The organism is Alteromonas sp. BMJM2 (assembly GCF_027257845.1).
Lineage (GTDB): Bacteria > Pseudomonadota > Gammaproteobacteria > Enterobacterales > Alteromonadaceae > Alteromonas.
Map to the genome: position 1 here is coordinate 185,188 of NZ_JAPVOT010000005.1, position 23,100 is coordinate 208,287.

Annotated in this window: 19 protein-coding genes; 8 read left to right on the forward strand and 11 right to left on the reverse strand. The window is 42.2% G+C overall.

What is annotated here, in order from left to right:
• Positions 1–15: 15 nt before the first annotated feature.
• A complete protein-coding gene (locus O9X84_RS07915) occupies positions 16–1,005 on the reverse strand; it encodes a proline iminopeptidase-family hydrolase (protein WP_269519149.1) in 990 nt (329 codons plus the stop codon).
• A 132-nt stretch (positions 1,006–1,137) separates the two neighbouring features.
• On the opposite strand from O9X84_RS07915, the gene O9X84_RS07920 reads away from it, so the two are divergent.
• Both O9X84_RS07920 and O9X84_RS07925 read left to right on the forward strand, forming a co-directional pair.
• A complete protein-coding gene (locus tag O9X84_RS07920) occupies positions 1,138–1,509 on the forward strand; it encodes a LysE/ArgO family amino acid transporter (RefSeq protein ID WP_269519197.1) in 372 nt (123 codons plus the stop codon).
• A gap of 197 nt (positions 1,510–1,706) precedes the next feature.
• On the forward strand, positions 1,707–3,245 hold the full coding sequence (locus O9X84_RS07925) for a hypothetical protein (protein ID WP_269519150.1): 1,539 nt from the start codon (positions 1,707–1,709) through the stop codon (positions 3,243–3,245).
• A gap of 362 nt (positions 3,246–3,607) precedes the next feature.
• Here O9X84_RS07925 and O9X84_RS07930 read toward each other — a convergent pair whose 3' ends face one another.
• On the reverse strand, positions 3,608–4,312 hold the full coding sequence (locus tag O9X84_RS07930) for a cupin domain-containing protein (RefSeq protein ID WP_269519151.1): 705 nt from the start codon (positions 4,310–4,312) through the stop codon (positions 3,608–3,610).
• 112 nt (positions 4,313–4,424) lie between these two features.
• A complete protein-coding gene (locus O9X84_RS07935; protein ID WP_269519152.1) occupies positions 4,425–4,796 on the reverse strand; it encodes a VOC family protein in 372 nt (123 codons plus the stop codon).
• A 175-nt stretch (positions 4,797–4,971) separates the two neighbouring features.
• On the opposite strand from O9X84_RS07935, the gene O9X84_RS07940 reads away from it, so the two are divergent.
• The 4 genes from O9X84_RS07940 (at position 4,972) to O9X84_RS07955 (ending at position 10,017) form a co-directional block, all read left to right on the forward strand.
• Positions 4,972–5,553 (forward strand): TetR/AcrR family transcriptional regulator, encoded by a 582-nt coding sequence (locus O9X84_RS07940; RefSeq protein WP_269519153.1) that lies wholly within the window; start codon positions 4,972–4,974, stop codon positions 5,551–5,553.
• 165 nt (positions 5,554–5,718) lie between these two features.
• On the forward strand, positions 5,719–6,696 hold the full coding sequence (locus tag O9X84_RS07945; RefSeq protein ID WP_269519155.1) for a transposase: 978 nt from the start codon (positions 5,719–5,721) through the stop codon (positions 6,694–6,696).
• Positions 6,697–7,001: 305 nt separating this feature from the next.
• Positions 7,002–8,174, forward strand: coding sequence for an alpha/beta hydrolase-fold protein (locus tag O9X84_RS07950; protein WP_269519156.1), 1,173 nt, complete (start codon positions 7,002–7,004; stop codon positions 8,172–8,174).
• A 547-nt stretch (positions 8,175–8,721) separates the two neighbouring features.
• Positions 8,722–10,017, forward strand: a complete 1,296-nt coding sequence (locus O9X84_RS07955) for a sulfatase family protein (protein ID WP_269519157.1) — start codon at positions 8,722–8,724, stop codon at positions 10,015–10,017.
• Between the two features lie 194 nt (positions 10,018–10,211).
• On the opposite strand, the gene O9X84_RS07960 is transcribed toward O9X84_RS07955, so the two are convergent.
• Entirely contained in the window at positions 10,212–11,906 is a 1,695-nt protein-coding gene (locus O9X84_RS07960) for a sulfatase-like hydrolase/transferase (protein WP_269519158.1), read from the reverse strand.
• Positions 11,907–12,219: 313 nt separating this feature from the next.
• Here O9X84_RS07960 and O9X84_RS07965 point away from each other — a divergent pair, with 313 nt between their 5' ends.
• A complete protein-coding gene (locus O9X84_RS07965) occupies positions 12,220–12,456 on the forward strand; it encodes a hypothetical protein (RefSeq protein ID WP_269519159.1) in 237 nt (78 codons plus the stop codon).
• 150 nt (positions 12,457–12,606) lie between these two features.
• Here the strand turns inward: O9X84_RS07965 and gcvP are convergent, their stop codons facing one another.
• The 5 genes from gcvP to nagA form a co-directional block, all read right to left on the reverse strand.
• Entirely contained in the window at positions 12,607–15,528 is a 2,922-nt protein-coding gene (gcvP, locus tag O9X84_RS07970; protein WP_269519160.1) for an aminomethyl-transferring glycine dehydrogenase, read from the reverse strand.
• 121 nt (positions 15,529–15,649) lie between these two features.
• Positions 15,650–16,039 carry a glycine cleavage system protein GcvH gene (gene gcvH / locus O9X84_RS07975; RefSeq protein WP_032097526.1) on the reverse strand — a complete coding sequence of 130 codons (390 nt, stop codon included), beginning with the start codon at positions 16,037–16,039 and terminating at the stop codon, positions 15,650–15,652.
• A 48-nt stretch (positions 16,040–16,087) separates the two neighbouring features.
• Positions 16,088–17,167, reverse strand: coding sequence for a glycine cleavage system aminomethyltransferase GcvT (gene gcvT / locus O9X84_RS07980; RefSeq protein WP_269519162.1), 1,080 nt, complete (start codon positions 17,165–17,167; stop codon positions 16,088–16,090).
• Between the two features lie 208 nt (positions 17,168–17,375).
• Positions 17,376–17,819, reverse strand: coding sequence for a DUF4168 domain-containing protein (locus O9X84_RS07985; protein WP_269519163.1), 444 nt, complete (start codon positions 17,817–17,819; stop codon positions 17,376–17,378).
• Between the two features lie 217 nt (positions 17,820–18,036).
• Positions 18,037–19,209 (reverse strand): N-acetylglucosamine-6-phosphate deacetylase, encoded by a 1,173-nt coding sequence (nagA, locus tag O9X84_RS07990; protein ID WP_269519164.1) that lies wholly within the window; start codon positions 19,207–19,209, stop codon positions 18,037–18,039.
• Positions 19,210–19,452: 243 nt separating this feature from the next.
• Here nagA and O9X84_RS07995 point away from each other — a divergent pair, with 243 nt between their 5' ends.
• Complete coding sequence (locus tag O9X84_RS07995) at positions 19,453–20,304, forward strand: LysR family transcriptional regulator (RefSeq protein ID WP_032097514.1); 852 nt, start codon at positions 19,453–19,455, stop codon at positions 20,302–20,304.
• A 170-nt stretch (positions 20,305–20,474) separates the two neighbouring features.
• On the opposite strand, the gene O9X84_RS08000 is transcribed toward O9X84_RS07995, so the two are convergent.
• Entirely contained in the window at positions 20,475–21,779 is a 1,305-nt protein-coding gene (locus O9X84_RS08000; protein ID WP_269519165.1) for a M24 family metallopeptidase, read from the reverse strand.
• Positions 21,780–21,869: 90 nt separating this feature from the next.
• Positions 21,870–23,042, reverse strand: a complete 1,173-nt coding sequence (locus O9X84_RS08005) for an FAD-dependent monooxygenase (RefSeq protein ID WP_269519166.1) — start codon at positions 23,040–23,042, stop codon at positions 21,870–21,872.
• Between the last annotated feature and the right edge of the window lie 58 nt (positions 23,043–23,100).

Below are 23,100 nucleotides of genomic sequence, written 5' to 3' on the forward strand. Positions count from 1 at the left end.
TACATATCGACCAAACTACTCAGCATCTTTTCGCCTTAGCCAACTTCGCAGCAACGCCAATGTCACCAAAGGCCTGTCGTCGTAAATTCCATGAGCACCACCTGGTACAACGGCCAATTCGGCGCCGGGCGTCAACGCGAGATAATTTTGAACGGTATCAATGCGTGCGGAATCGTATTGACCAATCATAAAAAGTGTTCTGTTAGGGTCGATATCGGCCAATAAATGCGTGGCGTCGTAGTGTTTTAATACGCCGGTTGACGAGAATTCACTTGGCCCCCACATGGCATTGTAAATCACTGGATTAAAACCACTTCCCCCTATGTTTTCTTCGTAAGCGATAATCGCTTCATCGATTTTGCTTGGTGAATAATGTGCAGAATATAATTTGATATATGCAGCACTGCATACAGACGCTTCTGGCGGTTGGGATGATTCACACTGTTTAAGTGTGTCTTGTACTGTTTGAGGAGCAGCGTTTATCAACAACTTTGCATCCATGACCCAGTGGGGCGTAGAAATAAATGTACCGCCTAGCACAGTGGATACCGTGTGCTGTGGATATTTTGCAGTGTACTCCAAGGCAATAGCAGAACCCCAACTTTGCCCTACCAGATGCCATTTCTCTACTTTTAAATGCTTGCGAATAGCATCTAAGGAGTCAACAAAACGAGCAACACGCCAGTTTGCTGGGTCGTTTGGCCGCGCAGATTTTCCGCTATCGAGTTGGTCATACATGATCACCATGCGCTCATCGGCCAGGTCTGTAATACCCACAAAGCCGTTGTGTGTTCCACCAGGACCACCGTGAATAAAAACCACCGGAATGGCGTCTGTGTGTTGCACGCCATTAAGCCTGACATACACTTTCCCGCCATCAACCGGCACCATGAGCTCTTTATCTGGATAAATCTCTAAATATTTGGCGTTTGCACTCAATGCCAACACCGATAAGCATGCAATACTTAGTAAGCGAGACATAAAATAGCAGAAAGTTTTGTCCATTTTTGGATCCCTGTATACGACTCAAGCACAATATTCATTCTGGTAGTATGCTTCGATGAAATTTTAATAACAAACGAAACATACATAAAATCATTTCAAAGCTACACCAAATACACTTACCTAAAAGCGCTTATTTACTTTTTAGCATGCCTGTCATGTTTAGCTGCTAAGTCAGCGTTTACGACAGATCACGCTTTGCAGGCACAGGGAAAAGAAGTTAGAAACCTTTTAGCAGCTACAATGATATGCCTTGCTTTTACTTGGCTTAATCCGCATGTGTACCTCGACACTTTTGTGTTATTAGGCTCAATATCTACGCAACATGAAGGGCAGCAAGTTGCGTTTGGTTTGAGCGTAATTTTAGGTTGTTTTGTGTTCTTCTTTTCACTCAGATACGGCGCAAAATTATTGATTCTTGTTTTCAAAAATCCAAAAGCCTGGAAGGTACACGAATTTATAATAGGGATTGTTATGCTCGCGCTTGGGGTAAGTTTTCTAGTGTAGTTAACTGAAAAGTGTGGTGAGCAATATTTTGCAGCCCTAAACTATCAGCAAAACCTTACGCTAAATAGCTGTTTTGAAAAGATGCTTAATTATGTGTGACTCGTAAAAAAAACTGTTAGGCTTAGAACTTAGTAGCTAAGGAGGGCTGTCTATTCAATTGTATCTCTCCACTATATTATTCATCTTCGAGAGGTCACATGAAAGCAAGTTATTGGATAATTCTCATCATTGTCACATCCGCTATAGCCTTTGCGGTTGGTCGTAATACAGCGCAACAAGTAACGCCAAATTCAGATGAAATTGTTTATTCAAAAAGCACGTCAAATGATAGAGAATCGTCACTAGAGGCAAAAAACACGCTTAGTGTTAATCACAATTCCGCAGATAAATTATTTTTAAATCTGTCCGAAACCTCCCCTACTTCAATGGAAGATATTACTGCTGAAGTGGGCGAACTATTAGCTGCGATAGAAGAAAACCCTAAACAAACAAAGTCAATTCTAAAACTGGCTGCATTACTAGAAGAGTTACCTACCGATAAGCTAACAGCATTAGCGCCGTTGTTCGAAAATAGCAGTGAATTCCAACGAAATCAGCTGAATCAGATGATTACTGCGCAATTAATACAAAAAGCTCCTGAACAGGCACTCGCTTTCGCACAACGTTACAACCCGATGCCAGAATTTCCAATTTACTTAGAAATAGTAAAGGCACAAGTTGCTGAAAAAAGACCTGATCTCGGCTTTGAATATTTAAACCAAATGCTAGACCTTGCTCACGAAGACATCGATTTAAGTGCAAACTCCACTTTGATAAATGTGCTAGCTAAGGCAGATTTAACGCAGTTAATAGACACACTCGAAATATTCAAAGATAAGGGAGTTAGTCTTGAGAATAGCTTGTCTTCCATAGGCTTAGAGCTAAAGACAAGCGAAGAACATCTAAACCTATTTAATGAACTAAGGCGCTTAGATGATATGTCGATATTAAATTCGGCGATTATTAATTGGGTTAAAATAGACCCTACCGCTTTATTTGACCGCTTAAACCAGATTGAAGATATCGCTGAGCGCGAAAATTTGGAACAAACCGCTTTTTACTTTTGGATGATCAATTCACCGGAAGATGCCGCCGACCATTTTTTAACAAATGCTTCAAATGAAATTAAAACGCTAAAGGATATAACTCGCGCGTGGCCGGAAGACAGAGCCGCTGATGCATTAGCGTGGATATCTAAGCAAAGTAATATTGATACTAATCGATATAAAATTGATTACTTAAAAAGACTGAGTTATTCCGAACCGAAATTTGTGCAATCTCATTTAGCTGATATCAACTTAAATGACGACGAGAAGATAAATTTCTATCGTAATTTATACAATAGCTTTAAGAGCAAAAGTAGCGAAGATGCTGAGCAGTTTCTAAATACCCTTTCATTTAAGGATGAGATACTCGATGTAGCGGCAGAAAACAAAAACTCTGGTAATAACCGAATCGCTAAAATTAATCAGGCTTTTAACAAATATTTTGACTTCAAATATAAGAAGGCTTTTGCGCTTGCCTTAGGGGACAATGAAGCCTACGCATACTTCTATGTGGTTAATAAACCCTCTCAAAATGAAGCCAACCAGCTAGCACTTAGCCAATGCGAACAGTACCGGTATAAACATAACGTTAATAATAAATGTGAGATTTATGCTGAAGGCGACGTGAGACTGTTTAATTTGGTGCCATAAAGTCGGCAGGCGGGTAAAAGTAAGTAAGAGTCTTTTTGAAAACCCTAAAGCTAACGAGACAGGCATTAAAACTATTTCAAAGCTGAATCTAGATACACTCTCTTCAAAGCTTTTATTTACCCTTTAATATGCCTGTCTTATTTAGTTAATCAAATCTCTTTAACGATGACGTCAACCGTTGTTAATTCTCCACTATTGCTCACTACCGTAACCTTAGCGGTGCCTACACTCTCTGCCTGTAACGTTAGGGAATCTTTATTGTTACTGGAACACGTAACTGTCAGTATATTTAATGAGACAGGCATAAATCTATTTCAAAGCTGAATCTGAATACACTATCTTCAAAAGCTTTTGTTTATTTTTTAGCATGCCTGTCTTGTTTGGCATTGTTTACTCTTCGCTGCCGCTTGCACTCTTTCTACTTGCTTATGTACATCGTTTAGATGATTGCGTTTTAACCACAATTTGGCGCCTTCGTTACCGGCAACTGCATGTAAGTTAGTGTCTTTGGGCAGTCTTAACCAGCTGTGCTGCTCAAGCACGTCATTGCTCTCGTTTAATGTGCCCGACATCACTAACACCTCAATACCGCTGTGGGCGTCAATGTATAGAGTGTCGTTAGGTGCTATATCAAAATAACTGACTTGCTCATGATCGTCGCTATACATTACTGCTTGAGGTCCAAGCGTATTCATTTGCACTTTTTTTTGGTGGCGGTCGCTGGGTTGAAACTGCCATAATTTAACAAAAATGATGCAGCCATCGTTTGAATATGGCACATGACTAGACTGCGGCGGGTTACGCACGTATGAGCCAGCGGGGTAGTCGCCATTTTCATCTTGAAATACGCCTTCAAGTACAATAAATTCTTCGCCACCGCTATGCAAATGGCCTGAGAATTTACTGCCAGCAGCGTATCTTACTATACTGGTTGCGCGTGCTATTTCACCGCCAATACGGTCTAGTGCGCGGCGTTCTACTCCTGGCATAGGAGACGTCATCCACGGTAATTGCTTGCTATGAATAACGACTCGTTGTGAAAAGTCTGTGTTCACGTGTTCGTTCATATTGTCATCTTATTAATTACAGGGAGATGTTACTCCCAAATGTAAATCGTACATACATGATTTAGGTTTACAAAGGGACTTACTCTATTGTGCCCCTTCGTAAACTATTTCCTTACATGCTGAAAAAGTTAAGCTTATTACCATCTAAATCATATACATACCCACAGCTAAAAGCGCCGTCTGCACGCGGTCCAGGTGCGCCGGCATCGGTAGCACCTAACGACAATGCTTTGTCATAAAGCGCCTGAATTTGTTGCGGCGAATCAGCAGCAATGGCAATCATATTACCGTTGCCTGGGGTGGCTGCCTGTCCGTTAAAGGGCACTGCTAAACCAAACAAGGCACCCTCACCAGAGCCATAGGCTACAAAGTCACCGTCACGGGCAATCATGGATTGTTTTGCACCTACAATCGCCAATAGTTCATCATAAAAGGCGGTAGCTCGCGCCATGTCAGTTACGCCAATTGTTGAATATGCAAGCATGTTAAGTTCTCCATAAAGTTATTTATGCTGACAGACAAACCTATCAACTGATAGATAGCTTAGTGTTGAATTTTACATCTGTCAACATTCACCTATCATTAGATAGGTAATTTGGTTATTATTATTGGGTTGCTGGTTTGATTAAGTATGAAGAAAAAGTAGTGAAAGGTGATGAATGTCGAAGAAAAGTGAGCTTTTAGCTGCTGCGGAATTACGAGTGCGGGACGGTGGGTATGCAAATTTCAGTTTTAGAGAATTAGCCAGTGAAGTAGGCATAAAAAGCGCGAGTGTGCATTATCATTTCCCTACCAAAGAAGATTTAGCTGCTGAATTAGCATATCAATATACAGAGCGTTTTTTAACAAGTTTGGGTGACCCATCTGCTTACGTGCAGCAAGGTAAAAACCCAATAGAAGTATATACCGAGCATTTTAGACATGCTCTACTCGTTGATAAACAAATGTGTTTATGCGGTTTACTGGGCGCCGAGTCTGGATCTTTGCCTGAAAAAGTGAAACATGAAACCAAGCGTTTTTTTAAGCGCAACATTAATTGGCTTGAACAAGCTTACACAAGCCTTCACATCACCAACAGCGAAAGCGAAATTACCAGTAAAGCTATGACTACCTTGGCTTTACTTGAAGGCGCATTGATGATCAGTAAAACATTGGACAGCATTGATGTGTTTGAACACGCTACCGCCGCAATAAAAGGCTTGGCTGAAATAATGGGAGAAACAACGGGACGAAAGAAATAACGGGACAGGCTTAAAATCACTGTAATACTTAAACCCAATATACTTCCTTTTCAGTAACTAACGAGACAGACACAAAAACATAAAAAACTGCCCCTTAATACACTTACCTCAAAGTGTTTATTTATTCACACTGGTTGCAGTATAAATCAAAGTTAAAATTCACCGATGCCAAAAACCAGAAAGTCTCAAATTAGCTTGTTAGATACACCCTATTACCACTGCGTCTCTCGCTGTGTTCGCCGTGCATTTTTGTGTGGTGAGCAAGGCGGAAAAAACTTTGAGCATCGCCGTCAATGGGTTGAAGACCGCATTCATGTGTTAAGCGATGTCTTTACAATAGGGGTTTGTGCTTACGCGGTAATGAGTAACCATACCCACTTGGTGCTACATGTGAATAAGGAGAAAGCGTCATTACTCTCAACCGAAGAGGTTATTCTACGCTGGCATTCACTCTACAAAGGAACGTTATTGACGCATCAATATTCTTCGCTTTCAACACGCGAGGACCTCAGTGACTCACAGATAAAAACCGTAGAATACACAGCAGACGTATGGCGAAAGCGGTTGTACGATATCAGCTGGTTTATGCGCGCACTCAATGAATATATTGCCCGGGCGGCCAACAAAGAAGATGAGTGTACAGGACACTTTTGGGAAGGACGATTTAAATCGCAGGCACTCTTAGATGAATCTGCGCTTGCCGCCTGCATGGCCTATGTTGACCTAAACCCGGTACGCGCCAATATGGCGAAAACGCCAGAAGCCTCTAACCATACCAGTATTCAGTATCGCATTCGCGCGGCTAAAGTGGGTAAAACCCCCAAACGACTCATGCCTTTTGCGGGCAACCCACGGCGAGATATGCCTAATGGTTTACCTTTCACACTCACCGATTATCTTCAGCTTGTGGATACAACAAGCCGATGTATTCATCCGAATAAACGCGGAAAACTTGATAGCAACTTACCACACATTTTAGAACGCTTGAATATAGAAAACGAAAATTGGCTAGCACTGACTACTCAGTTTGAACGCTGTTTTAAGCATGCTGCCGGAAAAGTGATTCATCTTGAAGAATACGCACTTAATCAAAATCAGCAGCGAATTCACGGCCGACGAAACGCCATGCGATTGCTTGGATAACATCAAACTAAATTATCCGGCTTTCCTGTTAATCAGCGTGTTTATGTCTGACTTCACGCCAGTAAGGCTTACTTCTTTAGCTTCTTTAACCAAACCCCGCACTATCTGAGTAAGTTGTAACCAATATTTGCACAAACACGAGTGTGAAGCGCGAGCGCGACTTTTTTGAATCTAAATATTACTATGACAAACAAAACCAGATTTCTTACAGCGTTTCTTAACATGCCTGTCTTGTTAAGTTCTCTTTTTTATAATTTAATAACCAAACACCGAGACACCCATCAACAGTGAAAAAGGAATTTCGAATGTATAAAAAGCTCGCCAGCATTTTGATTGGCATAGTATTGAGCCTTAGCTTTCACGTAAATGCTAAAGTACGAGGCAATGCGGAAGTTATAACGATAACCTCAGAAGTACTGAATGAGTCGCGAGATTTGCTTATTCACCTACCCAACAATTATGCACGCTATAAAGACACCACCTACCCTGTTCTATATTTGCTGGACGGTCAGCGCAACTTCGCACATACCGTTGGTACGCTAGACCTGCTGAATCAGTCTGGTATGGCGCAGGAAATGATTGTTATCGGTATTGCCAACACCGAGCGCACGCGAGATTTCACACCTACGTATGATGAAAGCTATAACGAGTGGGGAGTATCAGGTGGCGCAAACAACTTTTTAGATTTTCTAGAACAAGAGCTAAAGCCTTATGTCGCATCGAACTATCGTACCAACAACTACGCAATTATTGCTGGGCATTCGTTGAGCGCTTTATTCACTGTGTACGCTTTGCATGAACGGCCCGATATGTTTCAAGCCTACTTCGCTTTTAGCCCAAGTTTGTGGTGGCACGACAAAGTGATATTTCCAAAAGCAGAAAAATTTTTCAATGCCGATAGCGATCTCAATAAATACCTTTATGTAAATATGGGCAGCGAAGGTGGACACATGCTTAGCGCATTTGAACGGTATTCCGAACTATTGAAAAACAACACGCGGAATGGATTTACTTTTGATGCTGAGCTAAATATATCTGAAAGCCACAATACAACGGCACTCGCAGGTATGAGCTTGGCCCTACAGAAGCAGCTAAACTCCATACGCCCTTCAGGCTCGCTAATACAGAAAGGCCTTCCTGCGGTACAGCAGTTCTACAAAGACCTTTCTCAAAAATATAGCTTTCAAGCAAAACCAGAATATAAAGCGGTAAATCACGCTGGCTATGCCGCGCTGAAGCAGCAAGAATTTGAATCCGCCATTGCGATTTTTAAGAAAAACGTGTCACGTTTTCCAAACAAAGCAGATGCCTACGACAGCTTAGCAGATGGATATGAGGCAAAAGGCGATTTAGCCATGGCGCTTAAAATGAGAGAAAAAGCATTGGCAATGAGCTATGAGGAAAATGTTGAGAATGGTGCTTATATGACGCGGTTAATTAATTTGCGCAAGAAGATTGAAGAAGGTATTAACGAGTAATCGTCAAGGTTACTATGTAACAAAGATTCGAGTGATGACAGTTATCGCTTAAGATGCTATCGTAAAAAAAATGATAAAAATTAATAAATTGAAGTTTGATATTCGTTCCCCCTCTAAAAACTATAATTTAAACCAAAACTCAGCCTGTTGAATCAACATCATGCGAATTAAAACTACGGCCAAATGGGCAATTTATCTACACACGTTAGTATTCACAGCTGTATTCGCTCTATTTTCTGTAATTTTTTTGTCGTCATACAACGCTGTACTCTTAAACTCTCTAGTAGTGATAAGTAGCTATGTAGTCGTTTTATATTTGAGTTCGAATACTTTAAGACCGTTTTTGACAACACTGCTTACAATGTTTTTCTTACTGCTTTACCTATTTAATTTTGTATCGTTAAAATTTTGGAACGAGCAAATAACAATAGGATTCCTGTACAGCAATATAGAAGTTTTTGTTACCCATGCAATTAATTTTCCTTGGGCTATATTTTGTGTTTTCATTATTGTTCCAATAGCCTTATTTATGTTTTACCGACGGTACTTGCCTCGCAGAATAAACCGGGAGGACGATTTTGGTGCGCTAATTTTCTTGCCAATAGTCCTAGTTCTTTTTTATGGCTTTTCAAAATCAATAACATCGAATTTAGATCAAATATGGCAAGGTGAACCTGTTTACGAACTTTTCAAATTTGACTTTGCCTCTACTCTCCACTCACCGGAAATATTTGCTCCAGCGCCCACCTCTTCGAATCGCAACGTTCAGCGATTACCCAATATTATTCTTATCCATGCAGACGCATTGAGAGCCGATAGGTTAGACGCATACAAAAATCCAAGAAATGTGACTCCTTTTGCCGATACTCTAATAAAGAATGGTGCAACACACTTTCTCTACAGCTTTTCAAACTGTAGTGAGTCAATATGCGGTTTTTCTTCAGTTCTCAACTCATCCTTCGAACTTCATGGCGCAAGTAATGGGTTGCTCGAAAGGCTTACCTCACAAGGATATTTTACAAATTTTATTGGAACAGGTGATCTTAATCATGCTGGCTTAAATACATTTTTTAATAATAGAGTTGATAACTTTCTTCGAGCCGATCAGAGTGAAAACTATTACAAACATGACGATCGCTTTATCCTAAAAACATTGCATTCATTTCCTAAATATCAAGATATCCCTACATTCTTTTACTTAAGATTAATGTCTTCACACCCTTTAGGTAGCCACCGTGACAAATTCAAAAAATATGCCCCGGTACCCGGGAGCCTATTTTCTATATTTTTTGGAAAAAGTTCATATGAACAACTCGTAAACGCTCACGATAATATGGCACACCAGTTTGATGCTTACCTTGCAGATATATTTGCAATATTTGGGAAAAAAGGGTTTTTAGATAATACCATCGTTGTGATTTATGGCGACCATGGGGATGCCATGGGAGAGCATGAACAAATTGGGCATTATCAATCTCTTTATAATGAAGAAATACATGTACCTATTATTTTTTGGACAAGTCGAAATATTAAACTTAATCTTAAATCCAATCAATTTAGTACGTTAATGGATATAGCTCCTACATTACTTTATTCATTAGAGTTAAATGTTCCCTCGAATTATCTTGGTTATCCGCTCCAAATTTTAAAAAATAAAAAAGGGGCATTACTAAATAATAAACGAGGCGACAGAGGCTTAATTTTTCAACAGGAAGGCGCTTTGTTTAAAATAATTAATAAGAAAAATGGTGAGACCCTTGTGTTTGATTTGATCAACGACTTTGATGAAAAAATTGATCTGTCAAAATCGAGGCTAGATCTCGCCAAGAAATTTGATGAGTAATAGCAACCATTTGAAATTTTGACAGTTGCTTATAGAAGCGCATCGAACGGCGTAACTTACAGAATGAAAAGGTGTCTATCATGTCAATAAATCTGACTGTGTACGGTGGTAGCTTTTGGATCAGCGCGGTTCGAGATAAGCTCTGATTTATGCAGCCGAATATATTGATATAATTGACTTACTATCAATTCGAATTAAAAGGCGGTAGATATTAGTTTCATATATTCGTCCGCATACTCTTTTTTTGTTTTCTTTAGATTACAATCATTTATTTTACAAAACTCTTTTTTATATAAATTATCCAATATTATATTTTTTAAATTAAAATGACTTATATTTGGAAGTTCATTTTCATTTTCGCTATTTAGCATTGTAGCAAAAGATTCAAAATACTTTGTTCGTTCAGAGTACTCCGTACTGTCGTCATGCTTCAAACTAGACCTTAGCCCTATCTTTTGGTAAGCAATTTCTCCCCCAGTCAATGGTGGTAAATGATCACCTACTATTATAATCAATGATTTTGGATCTATCTGCCTCAGATTTTTTATGTAATTTTTTAGCTCTTTAATTCGATAATAAGTTTGATTAAGGAGCCTGTTTACCTCTGGCTCTACTCCCTCTAAATTTATGACACTTGGCCTCAGTATTTCACTTCGTTCGAATGGATAATGTCCATAAGCAGTAAGTACGTAATTAAATATAAGATTTCCTTTATCAAGGTTCTCTTTTACTAGTGACAAATTTTGATTGAAGAGTGATTTGTCAAATAACCAACCAGCTGGTGCATCATCAATTTTTATTCCACCTAATATTTTACTGTATTTTTCGCCAAACCTTATCTCATTAAATGACAGTGTTTGGTAAGCCTTTATTCTATTATAGTAATTAGGTTTAAATGGATGACTTGCAATAGTTTTGAACCCTTGTCGAGCCAACAAACTAGGTAGACAATCAATTATTTTTTCACCCTCAAAGAGGTTAAATTCGATAGAACTAACCAGTTGTAAGCTGGGAACACCACAGAGTATTTCAAACTCGGAACGTGCTGTGCCGTTACCAAACCCAGGGGCAATTGAAATTGACGACGATGATAATAATGAATTGTTTATCTCATCATTGAGAACGTCTGGGATTTCTATTGATGTGAACCTTCGAACATCGATATAACTTTCGTAAATAATCATATGAATATTCTTTTTTTCTAAAAATTCTTTATCTGGTAGATTCACCAAACCAGAAATAGATTCTGAAGAAAAAGTTCCGTCCTTCGACAGCTTATCTTTAAAAAACTGCCTTTCAAATTCAAATATTATTGCCGTGGTAATGACGCCGTAAAAAGCGACGACATGCTCGGCGGAAAAACTTTTTATTGGGATGGACTCGTAGATTGATTTTTTAGTATTGAATGGAAAGGAGAATACTACGGAGAAAATTGAAACGGTGACTGCAGGAACTAATAATTTATTTATGCTAAATACAAAGCTAAAATTTGATAAATATAAAGCTACAGGAGAAAAAATCAAAATGAATAAAACGATACTTCCTATAAGCGGAAGAACGTCTAAAAATTCTGAGAACAATAAAAAATCCTGTAATTTTAAAACTCCGCCGAATTGAGTAAAGAAAAACTCATAGAAACTATAGTACGAAAAAATAAGACCTAGTGAATATAACTTTGCGCGAAGGTTATTTTTTTGAAAGCACTTCAGAAACACATAAAAAACTGAGCAAAGTAAAACTTCTATTATCAAAAATGAAGTATTTCCATACAACAGATTACTTTCAAAATCCTTTATTTTATAATAAGAAAATATAAAAACCAGTAGAGCTAAAAAACCTAAACCACGACACGTTGCCAAATGATAAAAATAACGCATTAAATTTTTCAAAATCTAAGATATTCCTATTAAATCAAAATTCCATTTACTTTCATTTTTTTTAGATACTTATAACGCAAAATCCTCGCAAAAAACATTAGAATATAAAAAATTGGCTTTAATCAGATTACTTACCAACACACTTATCACTTCATACTCTTTATCGTAAAAAAAATGCTCAAGAATAAGCAACCTTTATTTAAAATAAGAGTGTGGGGCAACTCTTTCTTTGGTGATAAATTAAACAAAGACTGATTATTGTATGGGTTATTCCCGTTTCGTATATGGTATCAGATTTCAGCCAATTTTTTAAAGCAGAAAAAATTTGAAGCTAAAACCGGCCACTAAAAAGTGCCTGCAAATTGATCTCTACAAAATGATTAGGCAACAGGGGCCTGAATATCAATTATTTTCCTCAAGAAATGTTACCAATGATATGTTAAGTATTGAAGCGCCAAATGTTGGAATTGGCTTTTTTTCCAACATGGACGACAATGAAAAAACTTTTTACTTTGGTCATGGTGGCGCAGATGCTCATTTTATGCCTAAGAGATATGTTTAGCTAGAAACGAGTTTCGACTGAATCGACCCGACATCAAAAAGGCGAAACAACTCTGATTCGCCTATTTCATATCTAGCTATTCACAATCTTAATTGCATTCACAAATTTAATTGTCGCGTTCACAATTTTAATTGCAGTTAGTCAACCAACCTACCCCTCAATATAACTCTCTATACTTGGGCAAGAACAAATTAAGTTACGGTCGCCGTATACGTCATCAATACGGTTAACCGTTGGCCAGAATTTGTTTCTGTGTACTTCTGGTGCTGGGTACGCCGCTAGCATGCGGTCGTAGCTGCGGTTCCAGTCGCTGTCACAGATGTCAGCTAGCGTGTGTGGTGCATTGTGCAGTGGGTTGTCTGTTGCATCCCACTCTCCGCTTTCCACTTTCGCTATTTCTTGGCGAATGCTTATCATGGCGTTAATGAAACGGTCTAGCTCGTACTTCGCTTCAGACTCGGTTGGCTCTACCATTAATGTGCCTGCCACTGGGAAGCTCATTGTTGGTGAGTGGAAACCGTAGTCGTTTAAGCGCTTAGCAATGTCTAGCTCGGTTACGCCACTGGCTTCTTTTAGTGGCCGAAGGTCGATAATACATTCGTGGGCTACACGGTCGTTGTTGCCTTTGTAAAGTATTTCAAAGTGCCCTTCTAGCTTCTTAGCCACGTAGTTCGCGTTAAGAATGGCCACTTCAGTTGCACGGCGCAGGCCTTCGCTACCCATCATTTTGATGTACATGTAGCTGATAGGCAAAATAGATGCACTACCCCATGGTGCACCACTTACCGCGCCGCAATCTTTACCCGCTGTTTCTACGTTAATCACAGTGTGATTAGGTAAAAACGGTGCAAGGTGCGATTTAACGCCAATAGGTCCCATACCTGGGCCGCCGCCACCGTGTGGTATACAGAATGTTTTGTGCAAGTTAAGGTGCGATACGTCTGAGCCAATGAAGCCTGGTGATGTAATGCCCACCTGCGCGTTCATATTAGCGCCGTCCATGTAAACCTGGCCGCCGTGCTCGTGAACGATGTCACATATTTCTTTCACCGTTTCTTCATAAACACCGTGAGTAGACGGGTATGTGATCATTGCGCACGATAGGTTGTCGCCCACTTCTTCCGCTTTTTTGCGAAGGTCGTTAAGGTCTACGTTTCCGTTTGAATCACACGCTACTACCACTACTTTTAAGCTAACCATTTGCGCCGAAGCTGGGTTAGTACCGTGGGCAGAGCTTGGAATTAAGCATACGTTTCTGTGGCTGTCGCCGCGGCTTTCATGGTAACGCTGAATAGCCAATAGGCCAGCATATTCGCCCTGTGCACCTGAGTTAGGCTGCATTGAAAGTGCGTCGTAACCCGTTACATCAATGAGCCACTCGGCTAATTCTGCAATCATTTCTTGATAGCCTACGGCTTGATCAAGTGGCGCGAACGGGTGCAATTGTCCAAATTCAGCCCAGGTTACGGGAATCATTTCTGCCGTCGCGTTGAGCTTCATGGTGCAAGAGCCCAATGAAATCATTGAATGGTTTAATGCCAAATCTTTGTTTTCAAGGCTTTTGATATAACGCAGCATTTCAGTTTCAGAGTGATACTTGTTGAACACTTCATGAGTCAAAATGTCGCTAGTACGTACTAGCTCTTCTGGAATAGACCTAACGGCTTGTGTCGTTACTTCTGCGTCTAGGTCTTCAACACTTAGCCCGTGCTCATCACCTAAAATAACGTTAAATAACGCTAAGATATCTTCGCGATTAGTGGTTTCATCTAGCGCTACGCCTACTGCGCCTTCAAGGTCTGAACGTAAGTTCATGCCATTGGCATACGCTTTTGCGAGTACGTCTTCTTTGTTTTCAACCATTACAGTAAGTGTATCGAAGTACGTGCTGTGCTTAAGGGCTACGCCTTTGCTAGCGCCCTTTTGAGCTCTTGATTTAGATAAGCCGGTAGCAAGAATGTCAGCAAAACGGTGAATGCGCTCGGCAATGGTTTTTAAGCCTTGCGGGCCGTGGTACACGGCGTAAAAACTTGCCATGTTGGCAAGTAATACCTGCGCGGTACAGATGTTCGAGTTCGCTTTTTCGCGGCGAATGTGTTGCTCGCGCGTTTGCAGTGCCATACGCAGGGCTGGGCGATTGCGTGTGTCTTTACTTACACCAATAATACGCCCTGGCAATGAACGCTTGTAGCTTTCACGGGTGGCGAAGAAAGCAGCGTGTGGACCGCCATAGCCCATTGGTACACCAAAGCGCTGCGCACTACCTAGTGCTACGTCTGCGCCTAGCTCGCCAGGCGATTTAAGCATAACTAAGCTCATTAGGTCTGCCGCTACTGCCACAATGCCTTTTTTCGCTTGTACTGCGGCAATAATGTCAGAAATATCTTTAATTTCGCCTGTGCTAGTTGGGTACTGTAAAAGCGCACCGAACACATCGTGCTCTGCCGCTTCTTCTGCAGGGCCAGTTACAATTTCAAAACCAAACATGTCGGCACGAGTTTGCACTACGTCTAATGTTTGTGGGTGCACATCGTCAGACACAAAAAAGATGTTTGCTTTTTTGTTTTTCGATACACGCTTGGCAAGGCCCATCGCCTCTGCGGCTGCTGTACTTTCATCTAGTAATGATGCAGAAGCTAGCTCAAGACCTGTTAAATCGATGGTTACTTGCTGGAAGTTCAAAATAGCTTCTAAACGCCCTTGCGCAATCTCTGGCTGATAAGGCGTGTACGCCGTGTACCAACCTGGATTTTCTAGCACGTTACGCAAAATTACGTTCGGTACGTGGGTATCGTAGTAACCCATTCCGATAAACGAACGGTTAATTTTGTTTTTCGCCGCAACCGCTTTTAATTCACTTAATGCTTCAACTTCTGTCGCACCTTCGCCGCATTTTAGCGGTTCTGGTAGCGCAATACCTGCCGGTACGGTTTGCTCAATTAAATCATCTAATGAGCTAGCACCAATGGCAGACAGCATTTCTTCAATTTCGCCTTTTCCCGGGCCAATATGACGGCGGATAAACGTATCTTTTTGCTCTAATTGAGCCAATGTAGGAGAAGTATTCGACATAACGTTGTTAAGCACTCTTAATGGTTGCCGCAAGGGCGTCGTTAAATCTAAAAGTTAAAAAGGGGCTGAATAATATTCATGCCCCTTTTTCAACTGTGTATCTTTCTATCAGCGTAACGAATTACTCTTCGTCAATGCTGTTTTCATAACCTTCTGCGTCAAGCAAGCTTTCTACTTCTGCAGGGTCTTCCGCTTTAATCTTAAACATCCAGCCTTCGCCGTATGGGTCAGAGTTTACTAGCTCTGGCGAGTCTTCTAGGTCTGCATTAACTTCTATTACTTCACCCGTAATTGGCGTGTAAACATCAGAAGCCGCTTTAACCGACTCAGCAACACACACGTCGTCGCCAGTAGTTACCGCGTCACCCACATCAGGTAGCTCAACGAAAACCATGTCGCCAAGTAAACCTTGTGCGTGCTCAGAAATACCTACAGTAAAAACACCGTCGCCTTCAGAGCGAACCCATTCGTGGGTAGCGGCATAACGTAAATCAGTTGGGATGTTGCTCATAATCGTTCCTATTAATCTTTGTCAATTTTACAAACTTGAGACGTAAACTTATAAAACACTTTTTCCGTTGCGAACAAAGGAGGGCTTAACCACTTTTACTGTAACCCACTTTTTGCGCATTTCCACTTCTACTGTGTCACCCACATTGCTAGGTACTCGTGCCATGGCAATAGAGTGGCCTAATGTAGGTGAAAACGTACCTGAAGTGATAACCCCTTCGCCGCTTTCTGTTTTTACTTTTAGGCCGTGGCGCAGTACGCCTTTTTCAGTCATTACCAAGCCAACAAGCTTGTCGGTACCCGACTCACGCTGCGCTTCTAATGCTTCTCGCCCCATAAACTGTCTGTCTGCTGGCTCCCAGGTAATTGTCCAACCCATGTTAGCCGCCAGAGGTGATATGGTTTCATCCATATCTTGGCCGTAAAGGTTCATACCTGCTTCTAAGCGCAATGTATCTCGTGCGCCTAGGCCGCATGGCTTAACGCCTGCGTCTAGCAAGCTTTGCCAAAAGCTTGCCGCTTGCGCCGTTGGCACCATAATTTCGTAGCCCGCTTCACCGGTATAGCCTGTTGTTGCAATGAAAAGGTCTTCAGCTTGTACACCAAAGAATGGCTTCATGCCGGCTACTGCTTCTTTTTGCGCCGCGCTGAAAAGCGTTGCCGCTTTTTCTTTTGCATTTGGGCCTTGTACTGCAATCATCGCGAACTCAGAACGCTCGTTGATGGTTACGTCAAAACCTTCTGCTTTGCTCAACAGCCAGTTCATATCTTTTTCGCGAGTGGCTGAGTTAACCACTAAGCGGTAATTGGTTTCGTCAAAGTGATACACGATAAGGTCGTCAACAACCCCACCCTCTTCGTTTAGCATACCGCTGTAAAGGGCTTTGCCTTTGTCTTTAAGCTTGGCAACGTCGTTTGCCAATAGGTATTGAAGATACGCTTTTGCCTGCGGGCCTTTAGCATCAACAATGGTCATGTGAGACACATCAAACATACCAGCGTCTTGACGCACGGCGTGATGTTCTTCAATTTGAGAACCATAGTTAATCGGCATATCCCAGCCGAAAAAGTCGACCATTTTGGCACCAGCTTCTAGGTGCTTCGCATGTAGGGCGGTGGTGTTAGACATTCCACTTTACTCTTGTTGAAAGATAGAAAACGATAATGAGTATAGATAGGTAACAATCGCGCAACAAATTGATAATTCTTATCACTACATTTGAAAACCTGATGTAGATACTAGAGAACATCAGAAAAGGTTATATTCATAAGGCCAAAATAAAAAACGCTACATATTGATGCAGCGTTTTATTGAGAATGCGTGAATACGATGCGACTTAACTGTCGACGTTTTGGGCCTGCTGGCGCGACTCTAGCTCTACGGTAAGCTTTTCGGAAATGCGGCCTCGTAATGCTTCGTCTTGATTAGCGGCAAGAGAAATTTCACGGTATTTCTGCATGGCTATACCGCTGTCGGAAATCGCGGTTTGCATTTTTTCTCTGGCTTCTTGCTGGAGATCTTTGGCCTTTGCCTGATCGCCAGCAGCCTGAATTTCTGCTTGATACTTCTGCCCTATTAACTGAACCGTTAAATAGGCATCAACAAACTGATCCACCTGCTTTTCAGAAATTTGTATCTGTTGTGTGGCGCCCTGCTGTTCTTGAGCCTTTACGCCTTGTGCCTTGGAGGCTTGTGTATTTGTTTCCTGTGCAATGGCTGCACCTGCACTTAGTCCTGCGGTTAAGGCGGCGGTGAGCAATGTTGTCTTAATAAGCTTCATTAAAGCTCCTTGTCATTTCATGAATGTCAATTGGCTGCGATAACTTCGTTATTTGAAAGCAGTTCTCTTAGCCAATTGTGAACAACTTCGTTGTACCCATAAAGCTTTGCAGTTTTTGGGTTTCACACCAGTTGAATAATGTGGGGCAATAGCGAGAGTTAAAAGTTCAAACACACCGAGCAGTCTTTTTTACTTGTTCTGATTTTTCGGCTAGTCGTTATTTTTGAATATTGACGCCCCGTTGCCACACGGCTTTAAGGTTAAGCTTATCGTCGAGTTCGACAAAATTAGCGGCTGCGCCTGGTACTAACTGCCCAATGGTATCTAGACTACGGGTGAAGTAAGACGCAGTAGTACTTGCCATCACACTGGCACTTTTAAGGGTTACGCCTAAATCGTTTACACAGTTAACTAGCGCCGAATGCATATCTAAACAACTCCCTGCTAGCGTGCCATCTGGTGTGGTTAGCTTCTCGCCCGTGGAGGTTTTAGTGCGGGTAATATTCGTATCGAAGAAGGCAACGGTATCTTCCGTCCCCCCAACATGTGCCATCGCATCGGTTACAAGCATAATGCCCTTTTCACCTTTTACTTTGCAGGCAAGTTCTGCCGACTTTTTGTGAAGGTGTTGATGATCAACAATGAGCCCGCAAATGCCATCAGATAAAAGTGCAGCACCTACCATTCCTGGCTCTCTAGAGGTTAGTGGCGACATGGCATTAAATAAATGAGTAAAACCAGTCGCGCCTGCATTAAGGGCTCGTTGCACCACCTCATATGGCGCATTTGAGTGCCCTAGCGCCACAATCACATTCTCTTTAACAAGGGTTTGTATTACCTCTGGCGACACATTCTCTGGCGCTACAGTCACAATAACTTGGCCAAGATCTTTACGGGTATACACCGCTAATTCTTCATCTGAGATGGATCTGATATGAGCGGCCTTATGAACCCCTTTTTTCGCTACCGACAAATGCGGCCCTTCAAAATGAACGCCCATGATGGAGGGGTGATTTAAGCGTATAGCCTGAGATATAGCATCTGCGGCACTGCAAATGGTAGCAAAATCATCGGTGATAAGAGTAGGAAACAAACTCGTAGTGCCAAATTGCGCGTGGGCATCAGCGATAATGTTTACGCTTTCCAGTGTGGGGGCATGATTAAACATAACGCCGCCACCGCCATTAACTTGGGTGTCTACATATCCGGGGATAACCGTTCCTGTAATACGCTCGTGGATGCCCTTTACGTATTCGCTCTCTAATTTTTTGCTTTCTTCATCACTACTATCGACAATGTCTAAAATACTGCCGTCTTCAATAGTCATTACTTGCTTCGTCTTCCATTCGCCTTTCACTAAGATGGAATCAACGTACATCGTTTTTTTCATAATAGGTTACTTACCCTATGTAGCTTGATGATGAAATTGAGTTAAGCCTAAAACAATTCCAGCATGAGCGATATATAAAAACCAGCATAAGCCCTATTAAATATGAGCTAAAAAAAGGTTCAACGGCAGATACAACCACAGATACTGCTCAGCATTAAAAGCGACTACTTGTAATAGCGGTTTTCAATATTAACATTTACAAATATAATGTTGATAGGGTAGATAATTAGAAATACTTATATAATGAAACAGCTTTCGTTAGATAACTTGCGTACGTTTGTAAGTGTTATAGAGCTTGGTGGGTACGCTAAAGCTGGCGACTTTCTTGGTCGTTCTCAGCCAGCTATCAGCTTGCAAATTAAGAAGCTGGAATCGCAGCTAGACCGAAAACTTTTTATCAAGCTAGGCCAGCGACATGTGCCCAGTGCAGATGGCAATTGGCTTTACGCAAAAGCCAAAGAGTTACTTGAACTCAACGACAGCATATTTCGAAGTTTAACCCCTGCCCCACTTAGCGGCCGCCTTCGGTTGGGCATTCCCAATGAGTTTGCCTCTACCCTTTTGCCAGGGTTAATTGGTGAATTTTCGAAGCGCTACCCTGATGTATCATTAGAAGTCACTTCCTCTCTCAGCAGAGACTTGCTGCACCCTAGCCAGCGCGATCATTTTGACCTTATTTTGGCCTTGGTTAATCCCGATGAAGACACTGAAGGCGAAGTGGTGTTAGAAGATGATGTGGTGTGGGTAGGAGATAGTGCACATCCTCTGGTAGGTAGCACTATTCCCCTTGTACTTGCCCCAGATGGCTGTATGTATAGAAGCCGGGTAATAGAACAACTCAAGCAGCAAACCTTTGCGTGGAAAATCACGTATACCAACGCTGACTTGGGAGGCATAACTGCGGCTATTCAGCAGGGCTTAGGCGTTACCGCGTTGGCAAAATCAAGCCTACCTGCCAACCTGACTTTACTAAAGCACCCTCACTTACCCAAGCTGGGCAAGGTAAATATTTGCCTGTTTAACCAAGACACCCAGCACCCTGTTATAAGTAAGACCTTGGCGGAGTTTTTTACTACACGACTTAAAAATAACTAACGGGTGAAAGTGCCTCTGAAGGTGGTTTTTAAGGTGGTATTTAAAGTCGTTTTTGAGAGTGGTCTCTGAAGATGTGCTTTGAAGGTGTGCTTTGGGGTGTTGAAAAAGCGCGCATAAGCAATGCGCGCCCTTTTGCTACATAAGCTAAATTAACCATGTTTGTTTGAAAATCACGAAGCAAGAGGTACTAAACCACCTAGCGGTTCTTCTAATGATGCAGGTGGCTCAGTAAAGTATCGTGGGCCTTTGTCTGTCATATACAAACAATCTTCTAACCGCACGCCAAATTCGCCAGGAATGTATAAGCCTGGCTCGTTAGAAAAACACATACCCTTTTTAAGCGGTGCTGTTTCGCCGCGCACAAAGTTCACGCTTTCGTGGCCCTCCATGCCAATGCCGTGCCCGGTGCGATGACTTAGCCCAGGTAATGCATAGTCTTTGTCGTAACCTTGAGTTACGTAATAGGCACGCACGGCGTCATCTACCTTACCGGCAGGTGTGCCCACTTTAGCTGCTTCAAACGCGACATTTTGCCCTTCTCGTACGGTATTCCATACGTCTGTCACTTTTTGCGATGACTTACCAAACACAAGCGTACGGCTAATATCGCTTTGATACCCATGCACACTACATCCGCTATCAAGCAACACCACGGAGCCTTGTTGAATAACTTGTTTTGCATTGGTGCCATGCGGGTACGCACTGGCGTCATTAAACAAGGCCAAACACCATGTGTTGCTGCCACCTAACTGTTGCTGCGCTTTGTGCATTAAGGCCTTTACGTCAGATTGGCTCATGCCTAGCTTAAGATGCTTAAAAACAATATTGTAAGCTGTAAGCGTGACTTCATTCGCTTTGTGCATAAGCGTTAACTCGGCAGCCGTTTTATACATTCTGCAGCCACGGGTAATAGGCTCTGCGGGCACAATATCCAAGCTAGGCATAGCATTGCTCACGCCGTTCACAACAAAGTAACGAACGCTATTTTCTACACCTAACTTGCCGCTGGTAACGCCTCTTGATTTTAGAATGTCGGCAACTACGTCAAAAGGGCTTTCGTGCTCTTGCCATACGCGAACGTCATCGCCTACTTTAAGCGACTCTAGTACGCTTGGCTTTTCAAAAAACGGAGTAACGACAGCAATATCCCCTTTTTGAGGAATAATAAGCGCCGTTAGTCTTTCACTGCGCCACCACTGAATACCTGAGAAATAGTCCATTGCCGCGCCAGGCTCTATAAGAATGGCCGCTATGCCTTGTGCTTTCATCAAAGACTGTGCGTTTTCTATTCTTGCTTTTCGCTCTGCTACGTTTATCGGTTTCACGTTTTCTGTGAGGGGTTTTAGTGTTGATAGCGATGGTATAGAAGCAGTGCCGCTGCCCTCAGCACCAGAAGAGGCACTGGCCGCCACCGAAAGTGCGGGGGAGAGTGCGAGCCCAGCGCCTGCAAACTTTAAAAAATGTCGTTTATCCATGAAATTCACCTGTCGTGTATATTATTTTTTTTAGATTGTTTCTTTAAACTACGTTCTTATTACCGCTTTTTTTAAAATGCGCAAGACGGTTTATAACCCCATCGCATGGCTAACGAAGGCCTGCTTAATCGCCCCCACTTTATCAGTTGCCGCCAAGCCCACGCCGCGGATCAGTTTTTTAAGCGGGTCGTCACCGTCAAATAGCAACTTAAAGCCGTCCATGGCTGCAATCATCTTCATCGCTTCGGTTTTACGGCTGCGCTCGTAAGGTCGTAGGTTTTTGTGTAACCCAATATCGCCGCCCTCTTTCGACAGCTGTATCAATAATTCGGCCAGTGATAGCGCGTCTTGCATACCTAAGTTTGCGCCTTGTCCAGCAAGAGGATGAATGGTGTGAGCGGCATCTCCCACTAACGCGATGCCGTCTTTAGCCCATTCTCTGGCGTAGCGCATGGTTAATGGAAATGCTGAACGCTGAGTTTCTAGAGCGGTTATGCCAAGAATGCTGTTACTTGCGGCGGTGAGGGCATTGCAGAAGTCACTGTCGCTCATTGCGGTAAGCTTAGCGGCAGCATCTGGTGTTTGTGACCACACGATAGAACAAACGTTGGGCTCTGCCATAGGCAATAGCGCAAGAGGCCCTGTTGGGGTGAAAGCTTGCCTTGCCACGTTTTCATGGGGCAGCGCTGTTTTGATATTGGCAACAATGGCCGTATGTTCGTAGTCTTTAAAGGTGATTGGAAAACCTGCCTGCTGACGAACAAAGGAGTTAGCACCATCTGCGCCAATGAGCAGTCGGCAGCTAAGGGCGTCGTTATTGTCAAACATCACCATATTTTGATTTGGCCCTGATAACACCCGCTCTATGCCAGACTCAAATACCTGAACGTTAGCCTGACTTTCCACGCTCTGCGCTAACGCATTAATTAATGCCTGGTTTTCAACAATAACGCCAAGGGCATCGCTGCCCATTTCTTCGCAGCTAAAATGAATATCGCCAAAGCTGTCTTTATCCCACACATGCATGGCCACGTAAGCATTGGCGCGATCTTTTTGCAGGTGTTGCCATGCGCCTAACGACTGCAAGGCAGCAATATTGGCCTGATTAATAGCACTGACTCGTGCGGTAGGCTTCTCGCCTAGGGCTGTTGATAAAGGGTGCTTATCAATTATCGCAACAGACAGCGAACTTTCTTTTAGCGCAGTGGCTAGCGTCAAGCCAACAATTCCGCCACCCACTATTCCAATATCAACGTGTTGCATATCTCTCTCTTATTTTATAGGTACAGACTCGATAAAAGCCTGTTAGAGGCTTGGTTCG

Coding starts and splice junctions, on each gene's coding strand:
- O9X84_RS07915 (WP_269519149.1), bottom strand. CDS start 1,005: ATGGACAAAACTTTCTGCTATTTTATGTCTCGCTTACTAAGTATTGCA.
- O9X84_RS07925 (WP_269519150.1), top strand. CDS start 1,707: ATGAAAGCAAGTTATTGGATAATTCTCATCATTGTCACATCCGCTATA.
- O9X84_RS07930 (WP_269519151.1), bottom strand. CDS start 4,312: ATGAACGAACACGTGAACACAGACTTTTCACAACGAGTCGTTATTCAT.
- O9X84_RS07935 (WP_269519152.1), bottom strand. CDS start 4,796: ATGCTTGCATATTCAACAATTGGCGTAACTGACATGGCGCGAGCTACC.
- O9X84_RS07940 (WP_269519153.1), top strand. CDS start 4,972: ATGTCGAAGAAAAGTGAGCTTTTAGCTGCTGCGGAATTACGAGTGCGG.
- O9X84_RS07945 (WP_269519155.1), top strand. CDS start 5,719: ATGCCAAAAACCAGAAAGTCTCAAATTAGCTTGTTAGATACACCCTAT.
- O9X84_RS07950 (WP_269519156.1), top strand. CDS start 7,002: ATGTATAAAAAGCTCGCCAGCATTTTGATTGGCATAGTATTGAGCCTT.
- gcvP (WP_269519160.1), bottom strand. CDS start 15,528: ATGTCGAATACTTCTCCTACATTGGCTCAATTAGAGCAAAAAGATACG.
- gcvH (WP_032097526.1), bottom strand. CDS start 16,039: ATGAGCAACATCCCAACTGATTTACGTTATGCCGCTACCCACGAATGG.
- gcvT (WP_269519162.1), bottom strand. CDS start 17,167: ATGTCTAACACCACCGCCCTACATGCGAAGCACCTAGAAGCTGGTGCC.
- O9X84_RS07985 (WP_269519163.1), bottom strand. CDS start 17,819: ATGAAGCTTATTAAGACAACATTGCTCACCGCCGCCTTAACCGCAGGA.
- nagA (WP_269519164.1), bottom strand. CDS start 19,209: ATGAAAAAAACGATGTACGTTGATTCCATCTTAGTGAAAGGCGAATGG.
- O9X84_RS07995 (WP_032097514.1), top strand. CDS start 19,453: ATGAAACAGCTTTCGTTAGATAACTTGCGTACGTTTGTAAGTGTTATA.
- O9X84_RS08000 (WP_269519165.1), bottom strand. CDS start 21,779: ATGGATAAACGACATTTTTTAAAGTTTGCAGGCGCTGGGCTCGCACTC.
- O9X84_RS08005 (WP_269519166.1), bottom strand. CDS start 23,042: ATGCAACACGTTGATATTGGAATAGTGGGTGGCGGAATTGTTGGCTTG.